This is a genomic window from Erwinia sp. V71 (assembly GCF_965644245.1).
Lineage (GTDB): Bacteria > Pseudomonadota > Gammaproteobacteria > Enterobacterales > Enterobacteriaceae > Erwinia.
Map to the genome: position 1 here is coordinate 1 of NZ_CBFFRK010000031.1, position 26,901 is coordinate 26,901.

Annotated in this window: 26 protein-coding genes; 13 read left to right on the forward strand and 13 right to left on the reverse strand. The window is 55.6% G+C overall.

The genetic code is table 11. From position 1 onward, the window contains the following. Positions 1–160: 160 nt before the first annotated feature. The 5 genes from trxB to infA all read left to right on the forward strand — a co-directional run bounded on the left by trxB (position 161) and on the right by infA (position 6,191). The gene (trxB, locus tag ACSZO1_RS09195) at positions 161–1,129 is read left to right on the forward strand and encodes a thioredoxin-disulfide reductase (RefSeq protein WP_437611720.1); all 969 of its coding nucleotides are present in this window, start codon (positions 161–163) and stop codon (positions 1,127–1,129) included. A 140-nt stretch (positions 1,130–1,269) separates the two neighbouring features. Beyond that, on the forward strand, positions 1,270–3,042 hold the full coding sequence (cydD, locus tag ACSZO1_RS09200) for a heme ABC transporter permease/ATP-binding protein CydD (RefSeq protein WP_437611722.1): 1,773 nt from the start codon (positions 1,270–1,272) through the stop codon (positions 3,040–3,042). Then, positions 3,039–4,769: a heme ABC transporter ATP-binding protein/permease CydC gene (gene cydC, locus ACSZO1_RS09205; RefSeq protein WP_437611724.1), complete on the forward strand. Its 1,731-nt coding sequence runs from the start codon at positions 3,039–3,041 to the stop codon at positions 4,767–4,769. Before cydD ends, cydC begins: the two co-directional genes overlap by 4 nt. 160 nt (positions 4,770–4,929) lie before the next feature. Beyond that, positions 4,930–5,619, forward strand: coding sequence for a leucyl/phenylalanyl-tRNA--protein transferase (gene aat, locus ACSZO1_RS09210; RefSeq protein WP_437611726.1), 690 nt, complete (start codon positions 4,930–4,932; stop codon positions 5,617–5,619). 353 nt (positions 5,620–5,972) lie between these two features. Beyond that, the gene (infA, locus tag ACSZO1_RS09215) at positions 5,973–6,191 is read left to right on the forward strand and encodes a translation initiation factor IF-1 (RefSeq protein WP_002211347.1); all 219 of its coding nucleotides are present in this window, start codon (positions 5,973–5,975) and stop codon (positions 6,189–6,191) included. A gap of 210 nt (positions 6,192–6,401) precedes the next feature. Here the strand turns inward: infA and clpA are convergent, their stop codons facing one another. Together clpA and clpS are read right to left on the reverse strand one after the other, a co-directional pair. Beyond that, positions 6,402–8,681, reverse strand: coding sequence for an ATP-dependent Clp protease ATP-binding subunit ClpA (clpA, locus tag ACSZO1_RS09220; protein ID WP_437611770.1), 2,280 nt, complete (start codon positions 8,679–8,681; stop codon positions 6,402–6,404). 58 nt (positions 8,682–8,739) lie between these two features. Beyond that, the gene (clpS, locus tag ACSZO1_RS09225) at positions 8,740–9,060 is read right to left on the reverse strand and encodes an ATP-dependent Clp protease adapter ClpS (RefSeq protein WP_437611772.1); all 321 of its coding nucleotides are present in this window, start codon (positions 9,058–9,060) and stop codon (positions 8,740–8,742) included. A 322-nt stretch (positions 9,061–9,382) separates the two neighbouring features. Between clpS and cspD the strand changes: the two genes are divergently transcribed. Next, positions 9,383–9,610, forward strand: coding sequence for a cold shock-like protein CspD (cspD, locus tag ACSZO1_RS09230; RefSeq protein WP_437611774.1), 228 nt, complete (start codon positions 9,383–9,385; stop codon positions 9,608–9,610). Positions 9,611–9,731: 121 nt separating this feature from the next. Here cspD and ACSZO1_RS09235 read toward each other — a convergent pair whose 3' ends face one another. Then, positions 9,732–11,390: a DUF2813 domain-containing protein gene (locus ACSZO1_RS09235; RefSeq protein ID WP_437611776.1), complete on the reverse strand. Its 1,659-nt coding sequence runs from the start codon at positions 11,388–11,390 to the stop codon at positions 9,732–9,734. Positions 11,391–11,605: 215 nt separating this feature from the next. Between ACSZO1_RS09235 and ltaE the strand changes: the two genes are divergently transcribed. Continuing rightward, positions 11,606–12,607 (forward strand): low-specificity L-threonine aldolase, encoded by a 1,002-nt coding sequence (ltaE, locus tag ACSZO1_RS09240; RefSeq protein WP_437611778.1) that lies wholly within the window; start codon positions 11,606–11,608, stop codon positions 12,605–12,607. 203 nt (positions 12,608–12,810) lie between these two features. Here ltaE and ACSZO1_RS09245 read toward each other — a convergent pair whose 3' ends face one another. Both ACSZO1_RS09245 and ACSZO1_RS09250 read right to left on the reverse strand, forming a co-directional pair. Continuing rightward, entirely contained in the window at positions 12,811–13,647 is an 837-nt protein-coding gene (locus tag ACSZO1_RS09245; protein WP_437611779.1) for an N-acetylmuramoyl-L-alanine amidase, read from the reverse strand. Continuing rightward, the gene (locus ACSZO1_RS09250) at positions 13,647–13,967 is read right to left on the reverse strand and encodes a heavy metal-binding domain-containing protein (protein WP_437611781.1); all 321 of its coding nucleotides are present in this window, start codon (positions 13,965–13,967) and stop codon (positions 13,647–13,649) included. The genes ACSZO1_RS09245 and ACSZO1_RS09250 overlap by 1 nt, the downstream gene beginning before the upstream one ends. Before the next feature lie 97 nt (positions 13,968–14,064). On the opposite strand from ACSZO1_RS09250, the gene ACSZO1_RS09255 reads away from it, so the two are divergent. The 6 genes from ACSZO1_RS09255 (at position 14,065) to ACSZO1_RS09280 (ending at position 18,674) form a co-directional block, all read left to right on the forward strand. After that, positions 14,065–14,607, forward strand: a complete 543-nt coding sequence (locus tag ACSZO1_RS09255; RefSeq protein ID WP_437611783.1) for a lipoprotein — start codon at positions 14,065–14,067, stop codon at positions 14,605–14,607. 329 nt (positions 14,608–14,936) lie between these two features. Continuing rightward, positions 14,937–15,665, forward strand: coding sequence for an arginine ABC transporter ATP-binding protein ArtP (gene artP / locus ACSZO1_RS09260; protein ID WP_437611784.1), 729 nt, complete (start codon positions 14,937–14,939; stop codon positions 15,663–15,665). A gap of 14 nt (positions 15,666–15,679) precedes the next feature. Continuing rightward, positions 15,680–16,411, forward strand: a complete 732-nt coding sequence (gene artJ, locus ACSZO1_RS09265) for an arginine ABC transporter substrate-binding protein (protein ID WP_437611786.1) — start codon at positions 15,680–15,682, stop codon at positions 16,409–16,411. 7 nt (positions 16,412–16,418) lie between these two features. Further along, on the forward strand, positions 16,419–17,135 hold the full coding sequence (artQ, locus tag ACSZO1_RS09270; RefSeq protein ID WP_437611788.1) for an arginine ABC transporter permease ArtQ: 717 nt from the start codon (positions 16,419–16,421) through the stop codon (positions 17,133–17,135). Then, positions 17,135–17,803, forward strand: coding sequence for an arginine ABC transporter permease ArtM (artM, locus tag ACSZO1_RS09275; protein WP_437611790.1), 669 nt, complete (start codon positions 17,135–17,137; stop codon positions 17,801–17,803). The genes artQ and artM overlap by 1 nt, the downstream gene beginning before the upstream one ends. Positions 17,804–17,930: 127 nt before the next feature. Next, complete coding sequence (locus ACSZO1_RS09280; RefSeq protein ID WP_437611792.1) at positions 17,931–18,674, forward strand: arginine ABC transporter substrate-binding protein; 744 nt, start codon at positions 17,931–17,933, stop codon at positions 18,672–18,674. 111 nt (positions 18,675–18,785) lie between these two features. On the opposite strand, the gene rlmC is transcribed toward ACSZO1_RS09280, so the two are convergent. From rlmC to rimK, 8 genes are all read right to left on the reverse strand, one after another. Beyond that, positions 18,786–19,916 (reverse strand): 23S rRNA (uracil(747)-C(5))-methyltransferase RlmC, encoded by a 1,131-nt coding sequence (gene rlmC, locus ACSZO1_RS09285; RefSeq protein WP_437611794.1) that lies wholly within the window; start codon positions 19,914–19,916, stop codon positions 18,786–18,788. Between the two features lie 51 nt (positions 19,917–19,967). Then, positions 19,968–20,447 (reverse strand): YbjO family protein, encoded by a 480-nt coding sequence (locus ACSZO1_RS09290; RefSeq protein ID WP_437611796.1) that lies wholly within the window; start codon positions 20,445–20,447, stop codon positions 19,968–19,970. A gap of 166 nt (positions 20,448–20,613) precedes the next feature. Then, positions 20,614–21,459 (reverse strand): putrescine ABC transporter permease PotI, encoded by an 846-nt coding sequence (gene potI / locus ACSZO1_RS09295; RefSeq protein WP_437611798.1) that lies wholly within the window; start codon positions 21,457–21,459, stop codon positions 20,614–20,616. Further along, complete coding sequence (potH, locus tag ACSZO1_RS09300; RefSeq protein WP_437611800.1) at positions 21,456–22,412, reverse strand: putrescine ABC transporter permease PotH; 957 nt, start codon at positions 22,410–22,412, stop codon at positions 21,456–21,458. Before potH ends, potI begins: the two co-directional genes overlap by 4 nt. Positions 22,413–22,423: 11 nt before the next feature. Then, a complete protein-coding gene (potG, locus tag ACSZO1_RS09305; protein ID WP_437611826.1) occupies positions 22,424–23,557 on the reverse strand; it encodes a putrescine ABC transporter ATP-binding subunit PotG in 1,134 nt (377 codons plus the stop codon). Positions 23,558–23,790: 233 nt separating this feature from the next. Beyond that, complete coding sequence (gene potF, locus ACSZO1_RS09310) at positions 23,791–24,900, reverse strand: spermidine/putrescine ABC transporter substrate-binding protein PotF (protein ID WP_437611802.1); 1,110 nt, start codon at positions 24,898–24,900, stop codon at positions 23,791–23,793. Positions 24,901–25,413: 513 nt separating this feature from the next. Further along, the gene (locus ACSZO1_RS09315; protein ID WP_437611804.1) at positions 25,414–25,893 is read right to left on the reverse strand and encodes a YbjN domain-containing protein; all 480 of its coding nucleotides are present in this window, start codon (positions 25,891–25,893) and stop codon (positions 25,414–25,416) included. Positions 25,894–25,978: 85 nt separating this feature from the next. Next, a complete protein-coding gene (gene rimK / locus ACSZO1_RS09320; RefSeq protein ID WP_437611806.1) occupies positions 25,979–26,881 on the reverse strand; it encodes a 30S ribosomal protein S6--L-glutamate ligase in 903 nt (300 codons plus the stop codon). Positions 26,882–26,901: the final 20 nt, after the last annotated feature.

Genomic DNA, 26,901 nt, shown 5'->3' on the forward strand with positions numbered 1-26,901 from the left:
ATACAGCTCAGCTAAGGTAAGGCTAATACAGCTAAGGACTCCACTGAACCCCACCGATTAAATCGCACCTTCCCTAACAAAATTGCAGAACGCTTTTTTTGCGGCAGCAAATTCCCTACAATTCCCCGCTATGTTAAGCCAGTTAACAAATGAGGATCTGATGAGCACGGTCAAACACAGTAAATTATTAATTCTGGGCTCTGGTCCGGCAGGCTACACCGCTGCGGTGTACGCTGCGCGCGCCAATCTTAATCCGGTGCTGATTACCGGTCTGGAAAAAGGCGGTCAGCTGACCACCACCACGGAAGTCGAAAACTGGCCCGGCGATCCTAATGATTTGACCGGTCCGCTGCTGATGGAACGTATGCATGAGCACGCGGAAAAGTTTAATACCGAGATTATCTTCGACCATATCCACACGGTGGATCTGCAGAATCGTCCGTTCCGCCTGACGGGCGACAGCGGCGAATACACCGCCGATGCGCTGATTATCGCGACCGGTGCATCTGCACGTTATCTGGGTCTGCCGTCAGAAGAAGCGTTCAAAGGCCGTGGCGTTTCCGCCTGTGCCACCTGCGATGGTTTCTTCTACCGTAACCAGAAAGTCGCCGTTATCGGCGGCGGCAACACGGCTGTCGAAGAAGCGCTGTACCTGGCGAATATCGCTTCTGAAGTGCACCTGATCCACCGTCGCGACAGCTTCCGTGCCGAGAAGATTTTGATTAACCGTCTGATGGAAAAAGTGCAGAACGGCAATATCGTGCTGCATACCGACCGTACGCTGGAAGAAGTGACGGGCGACCAGATGGGCGTCAGCGGTCTGCGTCTGCGTCCGGTATCGGGTGACGGCGAAATTGAACAGCTGGAAGTTGCCGGTCTGTTTGTTGCTATTGGTCACAGCCCGAACACCGCCATCTTTGCCGGTCAGCTGGAACTGGAAAACGGTTATATCAAAGTGCAGTCCGGCATTCACGGCAACGCGACTCAGACCAGCATCCCGGGCGTGTTTGCCGCTGGTGACGTGATGGACCATATCTACCGTCAGGCGATCACCTCCGCCGGCACCGGTTGTATGGCCGCGCTGGATGCGGAACGCTATCTCGATGGATTAGTTAAAAACGATAAGTAAGTTGTTAAAAAGCTGATCGTATTTACGCACGGCGACTGCTCTTCAGTCGCCTTTTTTTTTTCCACCATGTAACATTGCCAGCACTTATCGTGGGGTGCCGGACGGCTGCCCGTTTCGTTTTTCTGCAATAACGGCAACTGATGAACAAAACGCGTCAACAACAACTCACCCAGTGGTTGCGCCAGCAACGCGTCCATGCACGCCGCTGGTTACGTCTCTCTTCCCTGCTTGGTCTGCTCAGCGCGCTGCTGATTATCGCGCAGGCATGGATACTGGCCGAACTGCTGAATAATCTGATTGTGCTGCAGATACCGCGCACGGCGTTGATCAACGACTTCCTGCTGCTGCTCGGCTGTTTTATCGCCCGCGCACTGGTCAGCTGGCTGCGTGAACGCGTGGGCTTTTACTGCGGCCAGGCGATTCGCCGTACGCTGCGTAAGCGCGTGCTGGATCGTCTCGATGCGCTGGGTCCGGCGTGGATTCAGGGTAAACCGGCGGGCAGCTGGGCAACGCTGCTGCTGGAACAGATTGAAGAGATGCAGGATTACTACGCACGCTACCTGCCACAGATGTCGCTGGCGGTACTGATTCCGTGTTTTATCCTGATCGCCATTTTCCCGATTAACTGGGCCGCAGGCGCGATTCTGCTGGCGACCGCCCCGCTGATCCCACTGTTTATGGCGCTGGTAGGCATGGGTGCCGCCGACGCTAACTGCCGCAATTTCCTCGCGCTGTCGCGCCTGAGCGGCCATTTCCTTGACCGCCTGCGCGGACTGGAAACCCTGCGTCTGTTTTATCGCGCTCAGGCAGAAACTGACAATATCAGCCATGCCTCGGAGAACTTCCGTCGCCGTACCATGGAAGTGCTGCGTATGGCGTTTCTGTCATCGGCGGTACTGGAATTTTTTGCTTCGCTGTCGATTGCCATCGTCGCCGTGTACTTCGGTTTTTCTTACCTTGGTGAGCTTAATTTTGGCCACTACGGTGTGGGCGTCAGCCTGTTCGCCGGTTTTCTGGCGCTGATCCTCGCGCCTGAGTTCTTCCAGCCGCTGCGTGATCTCGGCACCTTCTACCATGCCAAAGCGCAGGCCGTTGGCGCGGCAGATGCGTTAGAGACTTTCCTCAGCGAGACCGATGAAATCACTGTCGCACAGGGCAATCAGACGCTGGACAGCAACCAGCCACTGACACTGGTCGCGGATCAGCTGGTGATCACTGCCCCAGGCGGCAGCGTGTTAGCTGGGCCGCTGTCATTCACCCTGCTGCCAGGTCAGCGTGTCGCGCTGGTCGGACAAAGCGGCGCGGGCAAAAGTTCGCTGCTGAATGTGCTGTCCGGTTTTCTGCCTTATCAGGGCTCGCTGACCGTGAATGGCATTGAGCTGCGCGATCTGGACCGCACTGGCTGGCAACAGCAGCTGGCCTGGGTCGGACAGCATCCACAACTCCCCGCACCAACGTTGCGTGACAATCTGCTGTCAGGCCAGGCGGTGGACGCAGCGCAACTGCAGCAGGTGCTGGCGCTGGCTGGCGTCGATGAATTCTTACCCCGTCTGCCAGATGGCCTGGACACTGAACTGGGCGATCAGGCGGCGGGTCTGTCCGTTGGTCAGGCGCAACGAATTGCCGTCGCGCGCGCCCTGCTGAAACCGGCGCAGTTGTTGTTGCTGGATGAACCTGCCGCCAGCCTCGACAGTGACAGCGAACAGCACGTCATGCGCGCGCTGGAACAGGCGTCACATCAGCAAACCACGCTGATGGTCACTCACCAGCTGAACCAGCTGGCAAACCGGGATGATGTGTGGGTGATGCGCGAGGGTCAGCTGATTCAGCAGGGACCTCATCAGCAACTGGTCAGCCAGCCTGGTCCGTTTGCCGAACTGTTAGCTCAGCGCCAAGGAGTCGTCGAACTATGAAAGCCCTTCTGCCGTTTCTGAAATTGTATCGTCGCCACTTCTGGCTGCTGGCGCTCGGTATCGTACTGGCGATCCTCACCCTGTTAGCCAGTATCGGCCTGTTAACGCTGTCTGGCTGGTTTCTCGCCGCGTCGTCACTGGCGGGTGTCGCCGGGCTGTACAGTTTTAACTATATGCTGCCGGCAGCCGGGGTACGTGGCGCGGCCATCACCCGCACTGCAGCTCGCTATTTCGAACGTCTGGTCAGCCATGACGGCACTTTCCGCGTGTTGCAGCATCTGCGCGTATTTACCTTCAGCAAGCTGTTCCCGCTCTCCCCTGCCGGTATTGCCCGTTTTCGCCAGGGGGAGCTGCTTAACCGGCTGGTCGCCGATGTTGATACCCTCGATCACCTCTACTTACGGGTGATCTCGCCGCTGGTGGGAGCACTGGCGGTGATTATGGTGGTGACCTTCGCCCTGAGTTTCCTCGACGTGCAGCTGGCACTGACGCTGTGCCTGATTATGCTGCTGACGCTGCTGGTCCTGCCGCCACTGTTTTATCGCGCGGGCCGACCGGCAGGTGAAGCCATGACCCGGCTGCGCGGCGACTATCGCCTGCAGCTCACCAGCTGGTTGCAGGGCGCGGCAGAACTGAAGATTTATGGTACAGCGCGACATTACCGCGACCAGCTGGATGCCACTGAGCAGCAATGGCAGCAGGCGCAACAGCGTCAGGCCAGCCTGAGTGGTCTGTCGCAGGCGCTGATGTTACTGATTAGCGGTGCCAGCGTGACGCTGCTGCTGTGGCTCAGTGCTGCCGGTGTCGGTGAACTGACGCAGCCCGGCGCCCTGATCGCTCTGTTTGTCTTCTGTACGCTGGCGGCATTTGAAGCGCTGGCACCTGTCGGTAATGCCTTCCAGCATCTCGGCCAGGTGGTGGCTTCCGCCGTGCGTGTCAGCCAGATTATTGAACAACACCCCGCCGTCGAATTCAGTCCACAGCCCGTGGCTGCAGGCGAAGGTGCTGCGCTGGAACTGCACAATGTCAGTTTCAGCTATGCCAGCGCCAGCCGTCCGGCGCTGAATAACCTGTCGCTGAGCGTGGCGCGCGGTGAGAAAGTGGCACTGCTGGGACGGACCGGCTGCGGCAAGTCGACCCTGTTGCAGCTGCTGACACGCGCCTGGGACCCGGCCAGTGGCAGCATCACGCTAAACGGTATCCCGCTGACGCTGTGGGATGAAGCCACGCTGCGCACTAAAACCAGTGTGGTCAGCCAGCGCGTGCATCTGTTCAGCCAGACGCTGCGCGACAACCTGCTGCATGGCGCGCCTGACAGCGATGATGTGCGTCTGACAGAAGTTCTGCAACAAGTCGGGCTGGGCAAACTGCTCGATAACGAGGAAGGCCTCAACGCCTGGCTCGGCGAAGGCGGACGCCAGCTTTCCGGCGGCGAGCTGCGTCGCCTCGGTATCGCCCGCGCACTGCTGCACGATGGCGATCTGCTGCTGCTTGATGAACCCACCGAAGGGCTGGATGCCGAAACCGAGCGTCAGATTCTGACGCTGTTGTGGCAAGTCAGCACACACAAAACGATGATTATGGTCACCCACCGCCTGCAAGGGCTGGAAAATGCCGATCGGATTTGTGTGATGGATCAGGGGGAAATGATTGAGCAGGGAAATCATCTGGACTTAATCGCACAACGAGGTCGATACTGGCATTTTCAGCAGCGCTTTGCGCTATAGCCTATATAATTCAGGTTGCAGCAAGGCAGCAGCCCGCGAATCCCCGGGAGCATAGATAGCTATGCGACCAGGGTGAGTGAGCGAAGCCAACGCATCTGCAGCCTGAAGTATGACGGCTATATAGTGATTAAGCGTAGCTTTCTGGAGATGACACCCGACCATGAGACTGATTCAACTCTCACGCGAATCGCTGCACTTCCCGCCACCGGAAATGGCACTCAAAGAGCCGAATGGTCTGCTGGCGATGGGCGGCGATCTGAGTCCGGCGCGTCTGCTGAATGCTTACCAGCGCGGCATCTTTCCGTGGTTCTCACAGGGCGATCCGATCCTCTGGTGGTCACCCGATCCCCGCGCCGTGCTGTTCCCCGATCAGTTTCATCTCAGTCGCAGCATGAAGCGCTTTCATCAGCGCTCACCCTATCAGGTCACGCTAAATCAGGCTTTTTCTGATGTGGTACAGGGCTGCAGCGAACGCGCGGAAGGCACCTGGATCACCGTCGCCGTGAAGCATGCCTGGCAAAAGCTGTTTAATATGGGCCACGCGCAATCGGTGGAAGTCTGGCTGAACGGTGAACTGGTCGGCGGCATGTACGGCATGGCACTGGGGCAGATATTTTGCGGCGAGTCGATGTTCAGCCGCAGTGAGAATGCCTCCAAAACTGCGCTGCTGGTATTCAGTCAGCATTTCCGCCGTCAGGGCGGCAAGCTGATTGACTGCCAGGTGCTGAATCCTCATACCGCGTCGCTGGGTGCGAAAGAGATCCCGCGCGTTGCCTGGCTGGCGTGGCTGAATGCACTGGCAAAACAGCCGGTTTCCGCACAATGCTGGCAACAACAAACGCTTTTTTAACCACCCCGGCTGAGGTTTTCCACGCAATCAGTAAGAACAGTGCTATAATATGCGCGTTTGGTATGCCGTCCGCCGTTCGCTGCACCCATTGCGAAGCGGAATTACCAGGCTGGGAATCTTAACGCACTCTCTCAGAACTGTTTTAGTCGTGCGAATGATGCAGAGTTAAAACAGATTCTTAGCCGGCAATTCCCCCGCTGGCGTCATTACCCCGCGAGTTATTTATCCGCCGCTCCGGAAAAACCGGTAGCGCGGTGTGTGCTGGTGATATCACCAACAATTGTTTACATAAGTCCTGAAATTCGGCATTATCTTGCCGGTTCAAAACTAAGGTAGTCCACCCAGAGGATTCGATGGCCAAAGAAGACAATATTGAAATGCAGGGTACCGTACTTGATACGTTACCTAACACCATGTTCCGCGTAGAATTAGAAAACGGACACGTGGTTACCGCTCATATCTCCGGTAAAATGCGCAAAAACTATATCCGCATCCTGACGGGCGACAAAGTCACTGTTGAGCTGACCCCGTACGACCTGAGCAAAGGCCGCATTGTCTTCCGTAGTCGCTGATATACCTGATTTCGTCTTGCTGTGAAAATCAGCCAGAGATAAAAAAGCCGGGTGAGAACCCGGCCTTTTTCATTTGTGCGATACGATGCGAAGCTTAATGCCCCTTCACCCGCTGAGCGGAGGAAAGGTGGGGTGGGAGAATTGCCAGCACGGCGTTTGATATTCCCCCACCCCAGCCCTCCCTCATGTTATGAGGGAGGGCGCAAAAAATTAATGCACCGTGCCCTCTTCTTTCATTTTCTGCGCACTGAGGAAGTGGTAAGTCAGCTGGTTTTTATCTTTATCCAGCGCGACGGAAACAGAACCACCCTCCACCAGCGAGCCAAACAGCAGCTCGTTCGCCAGCGGTTTTTTCAGGTTTTCCTGCACGGTACGCGCCATTGGCCGCGCGCCCATCGCTTTGTCATACCCTTTCACTGCCAGCCACTCACGGGCATCGTCAGTGACTTCCAGCGAGACGCCTTTCGCATCCAGCTGTGCCTGCAGCTCAACAATAAATTTATCCACCACCTGATGAATAACTTCCGTCGACAGGTGTTTGAACCAGATAATATTGTCGAGACGGTTACGGAACTCTGGGGTAAAGATCTTCTTGATCTCTTCCATACCATCGATGCTGTTATCCTGGTGGATCAGGCCAATGGATTTACGCTCCGTTTCCCGCACCCCGGCGTTGGTGGTCATCACCACGATCACATTACGGAAGTCCGCTTTGCGGCCGTTGTTGTCGGTCAGCATACCGTTGTCCATCACCTGCAGCAGCAGGTTAAACACATCCGGGTGTGCTTTCTCAATTTCGTCCAGCAGCAGTACCGCGTGCGGATGTTTGATCACCGCATCGGTTAACAGACCGCCCTGATCGAAACCGACATAGCCCGGAGGTGCACCGATTAAACGGCTGACGGTATGACGTTCCATATACTCGGACATATCGAAACGCAGCAGTTCAATACCCAGCGCTTTCGCCAGCTGAACGGTGACTTCGGTTTTACCCACGCCCGTTGGACCGGCAAACAGGAAAGAACCGACCGGTTTACGTTCCTGACCCAGACCCGCACGGCTCATCTTAATTGCTTCGGTCAGCGCCTCGATGGCGTTATCCTGGCCGAATACCAGCATTTTCAGGCGGTCGCCGAGCGTTTTCAGCGTATTGCGATCGGTCGCGGAAACGCTTTTCTCCGGAATACGAGCAATACGAGCCACTACTCTCTCGATGTCAGAGACGTTGACGGTTTTCTTGCGTTTGCTGACCGGCATTAACCGGCTGCGCGCACCCGCTTCGTCGATCACATCAATGGCCTTGTCCGGCAGATGACGGTCGTTAATATATTTCACCGCCAGTTCTACCGCCGCACGCACCGCTTTCGCGGTGTAGCGCACATCGTGATGCGCTTCGTATTTCGGTTTCAGGCCGTTCAGAATCTGAATGGTCTCTTCCACTGATGGCTCAGTGATATCGATTTTCTGGAAACGACGTGCCAGCGCACGGTCTTTCTCAAAGATATTGCTGAATTCCTGATAGGTAGTGGAGCCCATCACGCGGATTTTACCGCTCGACAGCAGTGGCTTGATCAGATTGGCAGCATCCACCTGGCCGCCAGAGGCTGCGCCAGCACCAATGATGGTGTGGATTTCGTCAATAAACAGGATGCTGTTGCTGTCCTGCTCCAGCTGTTTCAGCAGCGCTTTGAAACGTTTTTCAAAGTCACCACGGTATTTGGTGCCCGCCAGCAGCGAGCCAATATCCAGCGAATAGATGGTGCAGTCTTTGATCACTTCCGGCACATCGCCCTGCACAATACGCCAGGCGAGACCTTCCGCAATCGCGGTTTTCCCCACGCCAGATTCCCCCACCAGCAGCGGGTTGTTCTTACGGCGACGGCACAATACCTGAATCGCGCGCTCAAGCTCTTTGTCGCGACCGATCAGAGGATCGATGCCGCCCACACGAGCAAGCTGATTAAGGTTGGTGGTGAAGTTTTCCATACGTTCCTCCCCGCCTGCTTGCTCTTCGTTGACCTGATTGTCGGAACTGCTGGCTGCCGGACCTGGTTCGTCCTTACGTGTGCCATGGGATATGAAGTTCACCACATCAAGGCGGCTGACTTCATGTTTACGCAGCAGGTAAGCCGCCTGCGACTCCTGCTCGCTGAAAATCGCTACCAGCACGTTAGCGCCGGACACTTCGCTGCGCCCGGATGACTGAACGTGGAACACCGCACGCTGCAGCACGCGCTGGAAGCTGAGCGTCGGCTGAGTGTCGCGCTCCTCTTCGGTTGCAGGCAGAACTGGCGTGGTTTGTTCGATGAAGGCCTCGAGTTCCAGGCGCAGAGCCACAATATCCACCGAACAGGCTTCCAGTGCCTCTCTGGCCGACGGGTTGCTGAGCAAAGCCAGCAGCAAATGCTCGACGGTCATAAACTCATGACGGTGCTCACGCGCTCTGGCGAAAGCCATGTTTAAACTGAGTTCCAGTTCTTGATTGAGCATTAGGCACCTCCCCCAATTATCGCCTGTCAGACCACTCCCGAATGGAGCAGAATACCGATCAGGCTTTTTCCAGCGTACATAGCAACGGATGCTCGTTTTCTTTGGCGTACTGGTTCACATGTGCCACTTTGGTTTCAGCCACTTCCGCAGTGAAAACACCGCAGATCGCCTTACCGCGATAGTGAACCGTAAGCATCAGTTGCGTTGCACGTTCAACATCATAAGAAAAGAACTTTTGCAATACGTCAACAACAAATTCCATAGGCGTATAATCGTCATTGTTGAGTATAACTTTATACATTGAAGGTGGCTTGAGCCCCTCGCGCAGTTTGTCTTCTGCAAGCTGCTCAAAGTTAAGCCAATCGTTAGTCTTTCCCATAGTAATCCGTCGTCATTGTGCGTTACATGCTGCCTATACATTAGCATGCGATTCAATAAGTTTAACACGCCTGCCAGGATGTCCAGCGCGGAGAAAAAATTCTCCGACTTTCCTCATACGCGACCTTCATCACAAAATTCGCAATAGCGTTAACCACCTCAAATTTTGAGGATTTCGTCGCCGTCTCGGCAGGCCATATGCTTGACGCTAAGGCCATTTTCTCTACATTGTACAGGCACAAGCTGATGCAGTTTTAATCAGCCGGGGCTCACAGCCACATCACCTCACTCTAATTAAAATGTCTTGCGAGGGATCAAGAAGCATGGAGACGGGTACAGTAAAATGGTTCAATAACGCCAAAGGCTTCGGCTTTATCTGCCCAGTCGGTGGCGGCGATGATATCTTCGCGCACTACTCAACAATTCAGATGGATGGTTACAGAACGCTGAAAGCCGGGCAACAGGTACAGTTTGATGTGCATGAAGGGCCTAAAGGCAATCATGCCAGCCTGATCGTGCCGGTCGACGTGGCGGCCACAACCAGTGCCTGATCCACATCCTCACTCATTCTGTACAACCCTTGAATAAAATGCCAGCCGCACCTGCTGGCATTTTTTCTGTTCCGCTCTTAATGGCTATATTGGGGAGCTTTTTTGCCTTTCAAGGCCGCCGCTAATCGGCCTGTCCCCGTGCCAGCCCCAGCACACGTGCAAACATTTGCCGCAGCAGCGGCGGAATCGACCCGGTGCCACGTGATGCCGCTTCCATCGCCACCGCAATCGCCAGTTCCGGTTTCGACGAGCGCTGAATCGCTTTGGCGATAATACGCCGCAGGTTCATCGCCACCGGTGTGGGCAAATGAGCCATACGATGATAGACCTCACTGAACCCCTGCTTATACAGAAAGTGCTCCATATCCAGCGCGGGTAACTGGGTGAGATGATCCTGTTCGGCATCGTACTGCGGTTCCAGCATACTGCGGGCGGTATTGGCGTATTTTTTTCCGGCGTCGTCGCCATCGGTCAGCACATGCCACTCGATGCCCATGCGACGGGCAAACTTCAGCAACGGACGCAGCCCGGACTGGGCGAACTCAATGACCTTCACGCCTTCGGCCTCAAAATGGTAGCCACACTGGCGCGCCAGCTCGTTCATTACCCACACTTCCGTTTCCCCCTCCACCAGCAACCAGCAGCGGGCAAACAGCGCAGAAGGACGGCTGAAGCGAATATGAAACGCGATACGGCGGCTGTCTTCGGCATTCATTCCCCCCGGGCCAATCCGCCAGGCGGCGACACGCGCCGGTTCACGTACCAGACGGCACACCTGCTCCATCGGCACCTGCGACAGCAGGATAGAAGAGTTGGTGGTGGCGATTTTCTGCAACGGCAGCAGATCCAGCCAGCCCCACGCGACCGACAGCATAATCGGATGCAGGCGCGTTTCCGGGTCTTCCACCAGCAACAGAGGGCGGGCATCCGGGCCGATCTGAAATGCACCACGCGCCTGTGCCAGCAGGCTGAACATCTGCAACACAATCAACTGACGGCTGCGGCTGTCGGCTTCGGCAATCATGCGGTTAAGGTTATTCAGATGACGCCAGCCCTGCGGCGACTCGCGCGCATGATGCGGCACCCTGTTCTGCTCAGTCTCTGCTGGCTGCACCGTGAAATAGTGCTCCAGCAATTGCTGCATGGTGTGCAGCCCTTCCCGCAGCGCATGGTCGGTGAGCTGCTCCGGGCGCGCCACCACGTCGCGCGTAAGGGCATCAATACGCCGCGCCAGCGCATCGATATCGGGCTGCAGCGCCACTGACGTCTCATGACGCAGGCGGCGGGTAAATCGCGCATCTCGCAAGCGCAGTACCGGATGCAGCGCAATCAGCGCTTGCACCCCGTGCTGTGGGTCATCCAGATCCAGCCGCTGCTGCTGTGCATCGAGAAACTGGTGCTGTGTCACGACCTGCTGCCCTGCGTCCAGCTCACCGCTGACACGATAAATAATCCGCTGCCAGCCATCCGTACCACGCCGCCACAGGCCACTCAGCGGTTGATAGCGTGGCGACTGATAATGGCCGGGTTCACCTTCACGAAAAGTAAATGTCACCCGAAGCTTGCGCGCGCGTTCGTTGAGATTACCGGGAGGAAAATGGAAGTCATTCACGTTGAACTGATAGAGCGCAGGCTGGGGTGAGAGCAGTAATGTCAGGGCATCCAGCAAACTCGATTTACCCCAGGCATTCTCACCAATCAGAACATTACTGTTTTCCAGCTGCAACGCCAGACGATTGAGGCCGCGGAAGCCAATAATTTCGATGCTTTCCAGAATCACAGACGTCAGTCCCTCCGCTTTTTTCTGAGCATGGTCGCAAGTGACAGGAAGATCAAGTGGCGGGCAACCTGATTATGACGTGCGCGTAATATCGCCCGCAGCGGCGTGGAAGACAGTGCCAGCACGCTGGCGAAAACTCACCGCCTGCGGTACAACAGAGTCAGGTGTCGGTAACGGGCGCAGCCGCGTCCGCTTTAATTTTAAGGAGAGCTACAGTGATCGATTTACGCAGTGATACCGTGACGCGCCCGAGCGCCGCCATGCTGTCTGCGATGATGTCTGCAGAAACCGGGGATGATGTTTACGGCGATGATCCCACCGTCAACGCACTGGAAGCCGAGGCCGCGCGTCTCAGCGGCAAAGAGGCGGCGCTGTTTTTACCGACCGGCACCCAGGCCAACCTGGTGGCGCTGCTCAGTCACTGTGAGCGGGGCGAAGAGTATATTGTCGGCCAGCTGGCGCATAACTATCTCTACGAAGCCGGTGGCGCTGCCGTGCTCGGCAGTATCCAGCCGCAACCGATTCTGGCCGCTGCGGATGGCACACTGCCGCTGGATGTGGTGGCGTCAGTGATCAAACCGGACGATGCTCACTTCGCCCGTACTAAACTGCTGAGCCTGGAAAATACCTATAATGGCAAGGTGCTGCCGCTGGCGTATCTGCAGCAGGCATGGGAATTTACCCGTCAGCGCCAGCTGGCCTTGCATATCGACGGAGCGCGCATCTTTAACGCTGCCGTGGCGCATGGTGTTGAACTGCAGGATATCGCGCGTTACTGCGATACGCTGACCATCTGTCTGTCAAAAGGACTGGGCACGCCCGTCGGTTCGCTGCTGTGTGGCAGCGCCGACTATATCCGTCGCGCACGTCGCTGGCGCAAAATGACAGGTGGCGGCATGCGTCAGGCGGGGATTCTGGCAGCGGCCGGGCTGTACGCCTTGCGGCACAATGTGAAGCGTCTGCAGGACGACCATGATAACGCGCACTGGCTGGCACAGCAGTTGCGTGAGATCGGCGCGGATGTCACACGCCAGGACACCAATATGGTCTTTGTCCGCGTGCCTGCTGAGCAGGCGGAACCGCTGAAAAACTGGATGAAGGAGCGCGGTATCCTGTTGAGTACCGGACCGGTTACCCGGCTGGTGACGCATCTGGATGTGGATCGCCATGCGCTGGAGCAGCTGGTAGATCACTGGCGGGCATTCCTGGCGCGTTAAGGCTGGAACGACACAGCCGCTTCCACGCGCTGAGGTTAACCGGGGCACTGAACAGTTCCTTCCCCCACCGTGCGGGGGAAGGTGAGGATAGGGGAGCAAACGACACCAGACGTCGCAGCACCCCAGCCCTCCGCCATTTTATGGAGGGAGGGAGCAAAAGGCTCACCGCACCGACCAGCACGAAAGCGCCTGCCTGCGCACCTTCAAGGCATCACATCAAAAGCGCCATACTTCTCCACCAGCGCCTGCGCAATCGCCAGCGTCTCTGCATCCGCTTCACCACCATAATCCGCCGGGCGGAAATGCATCTGAAACGCCGCAATCACATTGTGTTGTTGCCTTTCACTCATCTGTGGATTGACGTCATAACCGTAACGCGCCAGAACCGCCAGCAACGACTCTACCGGAACAGGTTGCGATGGCGCACGCCCCTGCAACCAGAACTGCACACGCTGCACGTCCGGCCACGCACCAATGCCCTGTTGTGCCAGCTGTGCCCAGGGGAACAACGGCCCCGGGTCCTGCTTGCGCTGCGGTGCAATATCACTGTGGCCGACAATATTTTCCGGCAGGATGTTATAGCGCCGGGCAATATCACGTACCAGCGGCTGTAGTGCGGCAATCTGTGCAGGATTAAACGGCGTCCATACCCTGCCCGTCAGCACGCGGGTATAGCCTGCATTAACCAGCTCAATACCAATCGACGTATCGTTAATCCGGGTCGCACCGCGCCAGTAGCTCGGCCCGGCATGCCAGGCCAGTTGCTGTTCCGGCACCAGTTGCCAGACCCGCGGCTGGCCGCGTTCCTGCGGCGGTTGCTCCGGGATCAGATAATGCACGCTGACCTGGCGATCGGTCAGCGTTGCCAGCGATCCAGAGAAATCCTCTGCCGTATAGTGGATCACCAGCACCTTAACGCGTGGCCGGGCCCCATAAGCGGTATGGCGCGTATCCACCGTATAACCCGCACGCTGCTCAATACCGGCAGGCGCGCAGGCCGTCAGCAGTAACACCGCCAGCAGTAACCACCCGTAGCGCATCAGCGAGTTTTCACTGCCGTTCCGCTGACACTCACCATCAGCATGCTGCTGTCTTTGCCCACGGTTTCATAGTCAATATCAATGCCGACAATCGCATCAGCACCCAGCGCTTTCGCCTGCTCTTCCATCTCCTCAAACGCCAGTTTGCGCGCTTTGCGTAACTCCTTTTCATATGCGCCCGAGCGGCCCCCGACGATATCGCGGATACCGGCAAAGAAGTCGCGAAAGATATTGGCACCGAGAATCGCTTCGCCCGTTACCACGCCACAATATTGCGTGATGGGTTGACCTTCCAGGGTTGGGGTAGTGGAAAACTGCATCGAACACTCCTTTCTGCGTTATCGCCCGACAGGCTAAAAACCGTGGCTATACTTTATCCTAAAATGACGACCAACCAGTCAACAATAAGGAAACAGCATGAAAAATAAAGCCTTTGTCGTACTGGCGCCTGCAGCTCTGTTGCTGAGCGCCTGTACCACGGTGGAACCTGCTTATAAAGATATTGGCACGCGCGTTGGCCCCTGTGTGACAGGCGGACCAGACAGCGTGGCGCAGGAATTTTACGACCTGCGCATTCAGCAGCCGGGCCAGGGGCTGCCTGATGCCACCCGGTTAGCCAGATACCGGCCTTATCTGAGCGATGCGCTGTACCAGAAACTGCTCACCGCCAGCAACCAGAATGCGGATCGCAGCCACCTGAACGCACTTGATCTGTTCTCCAGCCTGCCTGCCGGCCCTTCTTCTGCGGATGTCGCGGATGCCTCCACCATTCCCAACACCGATGCGCGCAATATTCCGCTGCGCGTACAGCTGAAACGTGACGGTGATAAGGCCGTAAGCTGGCAGGACGAAGTGCTGATGGTGCGCGACGGCACCTGCTGGGCAGTAGATGATGTACGTTATCTCGCCAGCTGGCCGCATGCGGGTGGCGGCACACTCAGTCAGACCATCGAAAATTAGTGCATTGTTAAGCGCGCCGTAACTATACCGGTGCGCTTAACCAGCCTCCCGCGCGGCTGCGTTACTATTCACAGCCAAATATCGCGTCACGGCGTCACTGTAGCGTCCGGCGGCTGAACCGCTTAATACCACACAGAATCTTCAGGCTGATGTGGCGTTTATCGCGACAAAAAACATCGCGACTGCACCGTGGCAAACTTGCTTTACGCTATCTTGTGCTACGCTTTATTAACAATAGTTCCCATAAATAAATTTTAACGCACAATGATTGCATAACTATTCTGCCGACGTTAAGATTTGCCACTTTAATTGCTATTCAATTCTGGCGCATGAGTATTCAACTAAGAAATATCAACTGCTTTTACGGTCAACACCAGGCGTTGTTCGATATCCAGCTGGAATGTCCAGAGGGAGAAACCCTGGTCCTGCTTGGTCCCAGCGGCGCCGGTAAGAGCTCGCTCCTGCGCGTCCTGAATCTGCTTGAACTGCCTCGTTCCGGTACGCTGAGCATCGCCGGCAATAATTTCGATTTCAGCAAAACCCCGTCCGACAGCGCAATCCGTGAATTGCGCCAGAATGTCGGTATGGTGTTCCAGCAATACAATCTCTGGCCGCACTTAACCGTGATGCAGAACCTGACCGAAGCCCCCTGCCGTGTGCTGGGGCTAAGCAAAGATCAGGCGCACGCCCGTGCAGAGAAACTGCTGGACCGTCTGCGTCTGAAGCCGTTTGTCGATCGCTACCCACTGCATCTTTCCGGCGGTCAGCAACAGCGCGTGGCGATTGCCCGTGCGCTGATGATGGAACCTGCCGTGCTGCTGTTCGATGAACCGACCGCCGCACTGGACCCGGAAATTACCGCTCAGATCGTCAGCATTATCCGCGAACTGGCGCAAACCAATATTACTCAGGTGATCGTCACCCACGAAGTCGATGTTGCCCGTAAAACCGCCAGTCGGGTGGTGTATATGGAAAATGGCTACGTGGTCGAACAGGGCGATGCCAGCCGCTTTACACAGCCGCAAACCGATGCGTTTGCCAACTATCTCTCGCACTGATTAGGGACATCATGATGAAAAAATTAATCCTTGCCGCCCTGTTAGCTGGCGTCAGCCTGAGCGCCGCTGCCGCGCAGAACATCCGTTTCGCTACTGAAGCCTCTTACCCGCCATTTGAGTTTGTCGATGCGGACAACAAGATTCAGGGTTTTGACGTTGATCTCGCCAACGCATTATGTAAAGAGATTGGCGCAGAGTGCAGCTTCACTAACCAGGCGTTTGACAGCCTGATCCCAAGCCTGAAATTCCGCCGTTTTGACGCAGTGATGGCCGGTATGGACATCACGCCAGAGCGTGAAAAGCAGGTGCTGTTCACCAAGCCTTACTACGATAACTCTGCTGTCTTTATCGCCCAAAAAGGCAAAGTGGCGGATGTCGCCGCGCTGAAAGGCAAACGTGTTGGCGTACAGAACGGCACCACGCACCAGAAATACCTGACCGACAAAGAAGCTGGCGTCACCGTTGTCCCGTATGACAGCTACCAGAATGCTATCCTCGACCTGAAAAATGGCCGTATCGATGCCGTCTTCGGTGACACTGCGGTGGTCAACGAGTGGCTGAAGCAGAACGAAAACCTGACTGCTGTTGGTGAGAAAGTGACAGACAAAGCCTACTTCGGCACCGGCCTGGGCATTGCGGTACGCCTGGGCAACAGCGACCTGCAGGGCAAACTGAATGCCGCGCTGGATAAAGTGAAAGAAAACGGCACCTACAAAACCATCTACAACAAATGGTTTCAGCAGTAATTAATTGATGAACGAACTTACTCCACTCGCAAGCGCCGCCGGGATGACCGTCGGCCTTGCCGTTTGTGCTCTCATCGTCGGCCTTGCGCTGGCGATGATTTTTGCCGTCTGGGAATCCGTGCGCTGGCGTCCGCTGGCATGGATCGGCACCGGACTGGTCACCCTGTTTCGCGGCCTGCCAGAAATCCTGGTGGTGCTGTTTATCTATTTTGGTGCGTCGCAGCTGCTGCTGATTCTGTCGGACGGTTTTACGCTTAACTTCGGCCTGTTTCAGTTGCCGGTGCAGGTGGAAATCGAAAACTTCGACGTCAGCCCGTTTCTGTGCGGCGTGATCGCCCTTTCCATTCTGTACGCCTCTTATGCTTCGCAAACACTGCGTGGCGCGCTGAAAGCGGTCCCTGCGGGTCAGTGGGAATCCGGCCAGGCGCTGGGCATGAAAAAAGGTGCGATCTTTTTCCGTCTGATTATGCCGCAGATGTGGCGCCACGCCCTGCCGGGTCTCGGCAACCAGTGGCTGGTGCTGCTGAAAGATACCGCGCTGGTGTCGCTGATTAGCGTCAATGACATTATGTTGCAGACAAAGAGTATCGCCACCCGTACCCAGGAACCATTTACCTGGTATCTGATCGCTGCAGGCATCTATCTGCTGATTACCTTATTCAGCCAGTATGTGCTGAAACGTATTGAGCTGCGCGCCACACGCTTTGAACAGGGAAATAGCTGATGCTGGAATATTTACCTGAGCTGCTCAAAGGGCTGCATACCAGTCTGACGCTGACGGTGGCGTCGCTGATCCTTGCGCTGTTGCTGTCATTACTGTTCACCGTGGTGCTGGCGCTGAAACTGCCGGTACTGAATTCGCTGGTTAAAGGCTATATCACGCTGTTTACCGGCACGCCGCTGCTGGTGCAGATCTTCCTGATCTACTACGGACCGGGACAGTTCCCGTCGATCCAGCAGATTCCGTGGCTGTGGCATTTTCTCTCCCAGCCGTGGCTGTGTGCCCTGCTGGCGCTGTCGCTGAACAGTGCCGCCTATACCACACAACTGTTCCATGGCGCAGTACGGGCGATTCCGTCAGGCCAGTGGCAGTCATGCGCCGCGCTGGGGATGAAGCGCTCACAGACGCTGCGTATTCTGCTGCCTTACGCCTTTAAGCGCGCCCTCTCCTCTTACTCCAATGAGGTGGTGCTGGTATTTAAAAGTACCTCCCTGGCGTACACCATTACCCTGATGGAAGTGATGGGGCATGGTCAGCTGCTGTATGGCCGTACCTACGACGTGACAGTGTTTGCCGCCGCCGGGCTGGTCTATCTGGTGGTCAATGGCCTGCTTACCCTGCTGATGCGTCTGATTGAACGACGGGCATTAGCCTTCGAGCAGCGCAACTGATAAAAAGGCGAGGATCTCTCGCCTTTTTCATTATTTATACACAAATATTGCATATCCATTCATTTAATGGCATCTTGTCTCTCGCCTTAAGGCAATATAATGATAAAGACAGACAGGAGCCCGACCGATGAAAAAATTGTTCTCCACCGCACTGCTTACTGCACTGCTCGCCAGCGCAGCATTTAGCGCCAGCGCCGCTGAAAAAATTCGTTTTGCCTCTTCCGCGACTTATCCGCCATTCGAATCGCTGGATAGTAACAATCAGATCGTCGGTTTTGATATCGATCTTGCCAAAGCACTGTGCGAACAGATGAAAGCTGAGTGCAGCTTCACCAATAACCCGTTCGACAGCCTGATTACCGCACTGAAATTCCGCCGTTTTGATGCGGTGATTTCCGGTATGGATATCACTCCTGAGCGCAGCAAGCAGGTCTCCTTTACCCAACCTTACTACGCGAACTCCGCGGTGGTGATTGCGCAGAAAGGGAAGTTCAGCACGCTGGAAGATCTGAAAGGTAAACGTGTGGGCATGGAAAACGGCACCACGCATCAGAAATATATGCAGGACAAGCATCCGGAAGTGACGACCGTTGCGTATGACAGCTATCAGAATGCGATTCTCGATCTGAAAAATGGTCGTCTGGATGGCGTGTTTGGTGATACTGCGGTGGTGAACGAGTGGCTGAAAACCAACCCGAATCTGGCGACCGTCGGGGAACATGTTACCGATGCACAGTACTTTGGCACTGGCCTGGGTATTGCGGTGCGTCCGGATAATAAAGAACTGCTGGCGAAGCTGAACAGCGCGCTGGACGCGATTAAAGCCAACGGTACTTACCAGAAAATTAGCGACCACTGGTTCCCGCAGTAATCGTCCCTTCCCCCGCTCTGCGGGGAAAGGTCAGGACGGGGGAATAAGCGGCACCGTGTCTGTATGTTCCCCCTCCCCAACCCTCCCCCATTTCATGAGGGAGGGAGCCAGTCAGCTAACCCTTCTCAGCAACGTCAGCACTTCATAGTGCGCAGTATGCGGGAACATATCAAACAGCTGCACGCGCTCAATCTGATAGTTAGTCAGCCGGGTAATATCGGTCGCCATGGTGCTGGCATTGCAGCTGGAATAGAGAATATGTTCCGGCGCCATTTTGCTTAAATATTCACACAGCTCAGCACCAATCCCCCGCCGTGGCGGATTGACCAGCACCAGTTGTGGCACACTGCCATTGGCGGTGGCAAAACGGGTGGAATCCAGCGCAGCAAACTGCACGTTATCCAGCCCCATCTGCTCGGCGGAACGCCGGGCGCAGGCAATCGCCTCAGCACTGATTTCGATACCAGTCAATGTCATTTCCGGCGTAGCACAGTGCAGACCAAAGCCCCCCACACCGCAGAACAGATCCCACATCTGCGTCACTTTCAGCTCACTCACCCAGTCGCGCGCGGTGGCATACAGGTCAGCAGCCACCTGCGGGTTGGTCTGAAAGAAACTTTGCGGGCGAATAAACAGCGGTACATGATTCAGGCGCTCAGCCAGCGCCTGATTTTCCGTTAACGGGATCTCCTCCTCACCTTCGAGGATCGCCATATGCACGGGCTGGATATTGGCAGAAATCACACTCAGTTGCGGCAGCTGCGCCTGCAACCACGGCAGCGCCGCCTGCAACTGCGCCAGTTTGCTGTGCGAACGCAACACAAAACGCAGCATCAGTGCGCCTTGCTGGGTGCTCTCAGTCAGCAGGATAAATTTCAGCTCGCCGCGTTTGCGCGCCACGTTATACGGTGTCAGACCCGCGCGGGCGATAAACGGCTTAAGCCGGTCAAATACCTCGTAAAACGAGGCCGGATACAGCGGGCAGTCACTCAGATCCACCGGCGTGCCATCGCGCTGCACCATACCGAGCAAGGGACGCTCCACACTGCCGCTGACCACCATTTTGGCTTTATTACGGAATCTCTGCTCGGCAGACGTCACAGGCGCGCGCCACTGCGCCACTTCCTGCGACGCTAACAGTTGCTGAAGATGGGATTGTTTGGCGGACAGCTGTTGCGGGTAAGGGGTTTCCAGCCACTGGCAGGAACGACAACGGTCCGCTTCATAAAGCGCGCAGTGCATGATAAAGCCTGTGTAAAGTCAAAATGCGGGCGTGGATTGTAGCACCGCCCGCTACGGCTTGCGAAAAAACTTCCGGCTGCTGGCCGGAACAAACAGCAGCAACATGATGAGTAAATCGGGAAACTTCTGCGTCAGCAGACTGTGGATAATTTCCCCATTGGTATCGCCATCAATACTGAAAATTTCCGTATAAATGGAACCAATGGACGCCACCAGCATATACAGCATCACCAGCAGCTGGGTGATGACATAGCCCCAGCGACCACGGTTACTGCCGCGCATCAGGACAATGGCGCAACGCAGTTCAATAAAGAAAATCAGCTGGCTGGCAATAAAAATCAGTGTCGAATCCCAGGCCTGGGCACTGCGGTGAACAAAGTCGGCCAGTTCTTCATACCCCAGCTCGTTCGCCAGCAGCAATACACTCAGGCAGCGCGTGGCAATAATTGCGCTACCGGCAATCAGCACAGGCACCGGAATCGCTGCACGCGTGCTAATCATGTTTTTTCCCGCTCTGAACACATCCGACATTCACGCTCTCCTGCAGGCCATAGCGGCCAGCGATCAACAAAAGCGGCCCTGAAGACCGCTTCTGCAAGATCATCCTGCTTAATACTCTACCCTTTATCTTTCGGCCTGCCGTTATACAGCGGCAGGCCAAAGGATTGAGGGTATATATTGGCAAAAGATTGTGTTATCAGCCACGTTTTGCTTTCTGAATATCGCGAATACGTTGCTTTTCTTTCTGCGCCATCAGACGCCAGGCGATAAAACCGGCAATACCGACGGCAAACAGAATCAGCGACGCCAGCGCGTTGATCTCCGGGTTCATACCGCGACGCACCGAGGCGAAGATCTGCATCGGCAGTGTGGTGGCGCCCGGGCCGGTGACAAAGCTCGAGATCACCAGGTCATCCAGCGACAGAGTAAACGCCAGCAGCCAGCCGGTGACCAGTGCCGGGGCAATCATTGGCACGGTAATCACAAAGAACACTTTCAGCGGTGTGGCGCCGAGATCCATCGCCGCCTCTTCAATCGAGCGATCCAGCTCACGCAGACGTGAGTTGATCACCACCGCCACATAAGCCGTACAGAAAGTGACGTGTGCCAGCCAGATGGTCACCATGCCACGTTCCGCCGGCCAGCCAATGGCATGTCCCATAGCAACGAACAGCAGCAGCAGCGACAGACCCGTAATCACATCCGGCATCACCAGGGGTGCAGTGAGCATAAAAGCAAAGCCCGTCGAACCCCGGAAACGGCCAAAACGCACAATCACTACCGCCGCCAGCGTACCCAGCACCACCGCCATACTGGCAGAGAGCGCCGCCACTGTCAGGCTGAGGCTGACCGCGCTGATCATCTCACTGTCCTGGAACAGCACGCGATACCAGTGGAACGAGAAACTCTCCCAGACCGTCACCAGCGGTGAGCTGTTAAACGAATAAACCACCAGCAGCAGCATTGGGGCATACAGCAGCGTAAAGCACACCACTAAAATCGCGATACGCCACGGTGAGCGAACAGCAGGAAGCGAACTCATGCTTTTTCCCCCATCTCTTTATTCTGATGCTTGTGGAACCAGATAATCGGCAGCGTCAGGATTAACAGGATGGTAACGGCCAGCGCCGATGCCACCGGCCAGTCGCGGTTGGAGAAGAACTCCTGCCACAACACACGGCCAATCATCAGGCTGTCTTTACCGCCCAGCAGTTCCGGGATCACGTACTCACCGACCGCGGGGATAAACACCAGCATAGAACCGGCGATAATGCCGCCTTTGGTCAGCGGAACGATCACCTTAAAGAAGGTTTTCATCGGGCTGGCACCGAGATCCAGCGAGGCTTCCACCAGCGAGTAGTCCAGTCGGGTCAGTGCGGTATAGATCGGCAGCACCATAAACGGCAGATAGCAGTAAACAATACCGATATATACCGAAATGTTGGTGTAGAGGATGACCAGCGGCTGGTCGATAACGCCCAGCCACAACAGGAAATGGTTCAGCACACCGTTATTGTTCAGCAGCCCCATCAGCGCGTAAACACGCACCAGGAACGAGGTCCATGACGGCAGGATCACCAGCAGCAGCAAAATATTGCGCACGGAAGGTTTACTCTGCGCCACCGCCCACGCCAGCGGATAGCCGATCAGCAGACAAATCAGAGTGGATACCGCTGCCAGCTTAATCGACTGCAGATAAGCATCTAAATAGAGCTCATCCCCGGCCAGCTGGAAGAAGTTGGCAAAGTTCAGCACCAGATTGAACTGATCGTCCGCCCAGCTAATCAGCTCGGTATACGGCGGAATGGCGCGTGCCACTTCGGCGAAGCTGATTTTCAGCACGATTAGGAACGGCAGCATAAACAGCAGGATCAGCCACAGATAAGGTACGGCGATCACCAGCTTGCGGCCATGCTTCATCAGCATACGCCCTTTCCACGATGCTTTTACAGGCGCAGCGGGAGGCTCGTGGGTGTGTTCAGTGAATTGGCTCATACTTCCCTCACCTATACCGTCAGAACCACACAGCTGTCGGCATCCCAGCAGAGATGAACTTCATCACCCCAGGTTGGTGCGCCTTTGCGGAAGCGATGAGCATTCTGCAGCTGCGCAGAGATCATCTGCCCGCTCTGCAGACGGACATGGTAAATAGACAGGTCACCCAGATAGGCAATATGCACCACTTCACCGACGGCAAAGTTGTAGCCATCGGCAGGCGGCTGTTCGCACAGCATCACTTTTTCCGGGCGCAGCGCGATGGAGACCGGCACGTTATCCAGCACGGAAGCATCGGAGTCCACTTTCAGCGGATGGGTCAGTCCCGGGCTGTCAATCACCAGGCCACTCTCCTGACGCTCGCGCAGTAACCCTTCAAACACATTCACCGAACCAATAAATTCCGCGCTGTAGCGGCTGGTAGGGTGTTCGTAAATCTCTTCTGGCTCACCGATCTGCTCAAACTTACCGCGATTCATAATCGCAATACGCCCGGCCATGGTCATCGCCTCTTCCTGGTCGTGGGTGACCATCACGCAGGTCACGCCCACACGCTCAAGAATGTCCACGACTTCCAGCTGCATACGGTCACGCAGTTTTTTATCCAGTGCACCCATCGGTTCATCGAGCAGCAGCAGTTTCGGCCGTTTGGCCAGACTGCGCGCCAGCGCCACACGCTGACGCTGACCGCCAGAAAGCTGATGCGGCTTACGCTTCGCGTACTCCTGCATATGCACCAGCGCCAGCATCTCTTCCACACGGCTGGCGATTTCAGCTTTCGCCAGGCGATCCTGCTTCAGACCAAAGGCGATATTCTGCTCAACCGTCATATGCGGGAACAGCGCGTAGGACTGGAACATCATATTAATCGGGCGCTGGTAAGGCGGCACATGGGACAGATCCTGGCCATCAAGCACAATTTGCCCATGTGTTGGCGGCTCAAAACCGGCCAGCATACGCAGTAAGGTGGACTTGCCACAGCCCGACGGGCCAAGCAGTGCAAAAATTTCGCCTTTATAGATGGTCAGACTGACATCATCGACAGCGTGGTGACCTTCAAAGGATTTGGTCAGGTTGCGGATTTCCAGCAGCGGCGTCAGTGCCTTTGCGGTTTTGTTTTGCGGACGGGGGATCACGTCGTTCACTAACATTACTCTCCGGTGTGAAGCGGACCTTAAATGAGACAACAGAGGTCAGAATAGCGCCTCTGTTTATCCTTCGCCCCTGAAGCTGCAGCTGCGTTGGCTGCGTTCTCTCACCCGAATCACTGACTGATGTCAGCTCATCGGGATTCGTTCACTTGCCGCCTTGCTGCAACGCCAATGGCATTGGATAAATAATTACAGGAAGTTAATATCAGACCTTCATGACTGATGAATTACTTACCACTTTTAACTTTAGTCCATGCACGGGTACGTACACGATCAAGTTTCGGATCCTGCACTTTCAGGATAAACAGTTTGGCCATGGTCTCTTCAGTTGGATAGATACCGTGGTTGTTGCGGATTTCCGGTGCCACCAGTGGCAGGGAGGCTTTCACGCCGCTGGCGTAGAACACTTTGTTGGAGATCTCAGCCATCACCGCAGGTTCCATCAGGTAGTTGATAAACTGGTAAGCTTCATCAACATTTTTCGCGTCTTTTGGAATTGCCATCATATCGAAGAACCCCAGCGCACCTTCTTTAGGAATGCTGTAAGCGATATTCACGCCATTTTTCGCATCTTCTGCACGCTGTTTCGCCTGCAGCACGTCGCCCGCCCAGCCGATAGCCACACAGGTGTTACCGTTCGCCAGGTCGTTGATGTACTGGGAAGAGTGGAAGTAACGAATGTTTGGACGCAGTTTCAGCAGCAGATCGGTCGCTGCACCAGAGTAATCTTTGGCATCGCTGCTGTTAGGATCTTTGCCGAGGTAGTTCAGCACGGTGGCGAAAATCTCTTCCGGTGCATCGAGGAAAGAGACACCACAGCTTTTCAGTTTTTCCAGGTTTTCTGGTTTCAGCACCAGATCCCAGCTGTCCACCGGCGCATCTTTACCCAGCGCGGCTTTCACTTTTTCGACGTTATAGCCGATACCGGTAGTCGCCCACAGATACGGAATCGCATATTTGTTACCTGGATCATGCTGTTCTAATTTTTTCATCAGCTCAGGATCGAGGTTTTTGTAGTTTGGCAGCTTGCTTCTGTCGAGCGGCTGGAATACGCCGGATTGCAGCTGACGCGCCAGGAAGCTGGAGGAAGGCACCACGACATCATAGCCAGTGCTGCCCGCCATCAGTTTGCCTTCCAGCACTTCGTTGGAGTCGAAAACATCGTAAACGACTTTAATGCCGCTCTGTTTTTCGAAGTTCGGGACGGTGTCAGCAGCAATATAGTCTGACCAGTTATATACGTGCAGCGTCTTCTGTTCTGCCATCGTGCCGGCGGAAACCGCCATCACCACACCAGCTACCACGACTGACAACCATTTTTTACGTTGGTTGAACATGTCTTCCTTCCTCCTGAACAGGTCAATCACCACTCTGCAGAGCAAGCAGCAATAAAAGCGCTTCTCCGAGCATAAAGAGTAAAAACACAGGCACACACAATGAATCATTATTCATTTGGTGGTTAATAGAAAAAACCTATGCCCTGAATTATTTGAGTTGCAGCAAGGCGGTAAGCTCGCAAGTCCCCGGGCGCATAGATAACTATGTGGCCGGGGCAAGCGGGCGCAGCCAACGCGGATGCAGCTCAAAGTATGACGGGCATATGCCTGTGTTGACGTTGCACGCAATATGCAGCCCCGCAAGAATAGCCCCCCTGAAAGATCCAGGCCAGACCCCAGCGTAAAAAACGCCTTTTATCGATTATTTATGCGTGTTTGTTCTCAGTGATAGTTCAAATATGGCATAAGCCACGCGAAATATCTGGCAATTAAGGGCAAAATGCAGAATAAAAAGTGGTGGGGCAAAAATGAAAAATGCCGCAAAAAGCGGCATCTAATCAATGAGACAGCGATTTAGTGCAACATCGACTGGCGGGAGACTAGCACCGCGCGTTCATCCTCTTCACCGGCCATCAATAAATTGTTGGCAAAGGCTTCCAGAATCACCATCGAAATCTGCTCTTCACTCTGTTTCATAAAGTGAGCGAACTGGCCCTGGGTCAGCCCGGCGGCCACGTTCATCGACTGGCAGACAATCAGCTTCGGCAGGTTGTCATCCTGAATATCAAGGAAGGCTTTCACAGTCAGCGAACTGGCATTGATTTGCGACAGATCGGCAACCAGTGGGATGAGCGCTGTCGGCTTCACTTCCGCCAGCGCCGAAAACAGAATCACGTTATCGACCAGATCCAGCTTGGCATCGAAAACGCCGTCAAAGTTTTGCATATGCGGCAGATGAAGCGCCTGGCAGGCATCACACTCAAACCAGGTAATACTTTGCTGATCCAGCCAATGTCGTAATAAATCGACATCCGGAACAACGAGTGAATCCATTTTTACTGCCCCATACCGCGAATAAAGAGCGCACAGCTTACGGAAAAAATGGCCTAAACACCACGATGATGACGAAAATATGACTTCAGCCGCCCGTTTTCAGACAGAAACCAGGCTGGGCATGACGTTCGATCCACTGGATCATCAGGCTGGCGATATCGATCCCCGTGATACTTTCCACGCCCTCAAGGCCTGGCGAGGCGTTAACCTCCATCACCAGCGGCCCCCGGCTGGCCCGTAGAATATCCACCCCGGAGACATCCAGCCCCAGCGTACTGGCGGCTTTCACCGCAATTTCCCGTTCGCGCTCACTGATTTCCACCGGTCTGGCGGTGCCGCCACGGTGCAGGTTAGAACGGAAATCGCCCTCTTTCGCCTGCCGCTCAATCGCTGCCACGACTTCATCACCAATCACCAGGCAGCGAATATCGCAGCCACGCGCTTCTTTTATGTATTCCTGTACCAGAATATGGGCATTCAGTCCGCGAAACGCGTCAATAACACTTTCCGCTGCCTGACGCGTTTCCGCCAGCACCACGCCGATGCCCTGGGTGCCTTCAACCAGCTTCACCACCAGCGGTGCGCCGCCGACCATCTCGATCAGATCGCGGGTATTATCCGGCGAATGGGCGAAACCGGTCAGCGGCATATCAATGCCCTGACGCGCCAGCAACTGCAGCGAACGCAGTTTATCGCGCGCACGGGTGATGGCGACCGACTCATTCAGCGGGTAGCTGCCGCCCATTTCAAACTGGCGCAGCACCGCCATGCCGTAAAAGGTGGTGGCCGGGCCAATGCGTGGGATAACCGCATCGAAATGGTCGAGTGGCTGGCCGCGATAGTGCAGCGCCGCCGCAGCCGGATCGATATTCATATAGCAGGAGAGCGGGTCGATAACCTCCACCTGATGATCATGCGCCTGCGCCGCTTCGCACAGGCGTTTGCAGGAGTAAAGCGAACCGTCGCGGGACAAAATGGCAATTTTCACCAGCAAGCCTCATCAAGCCA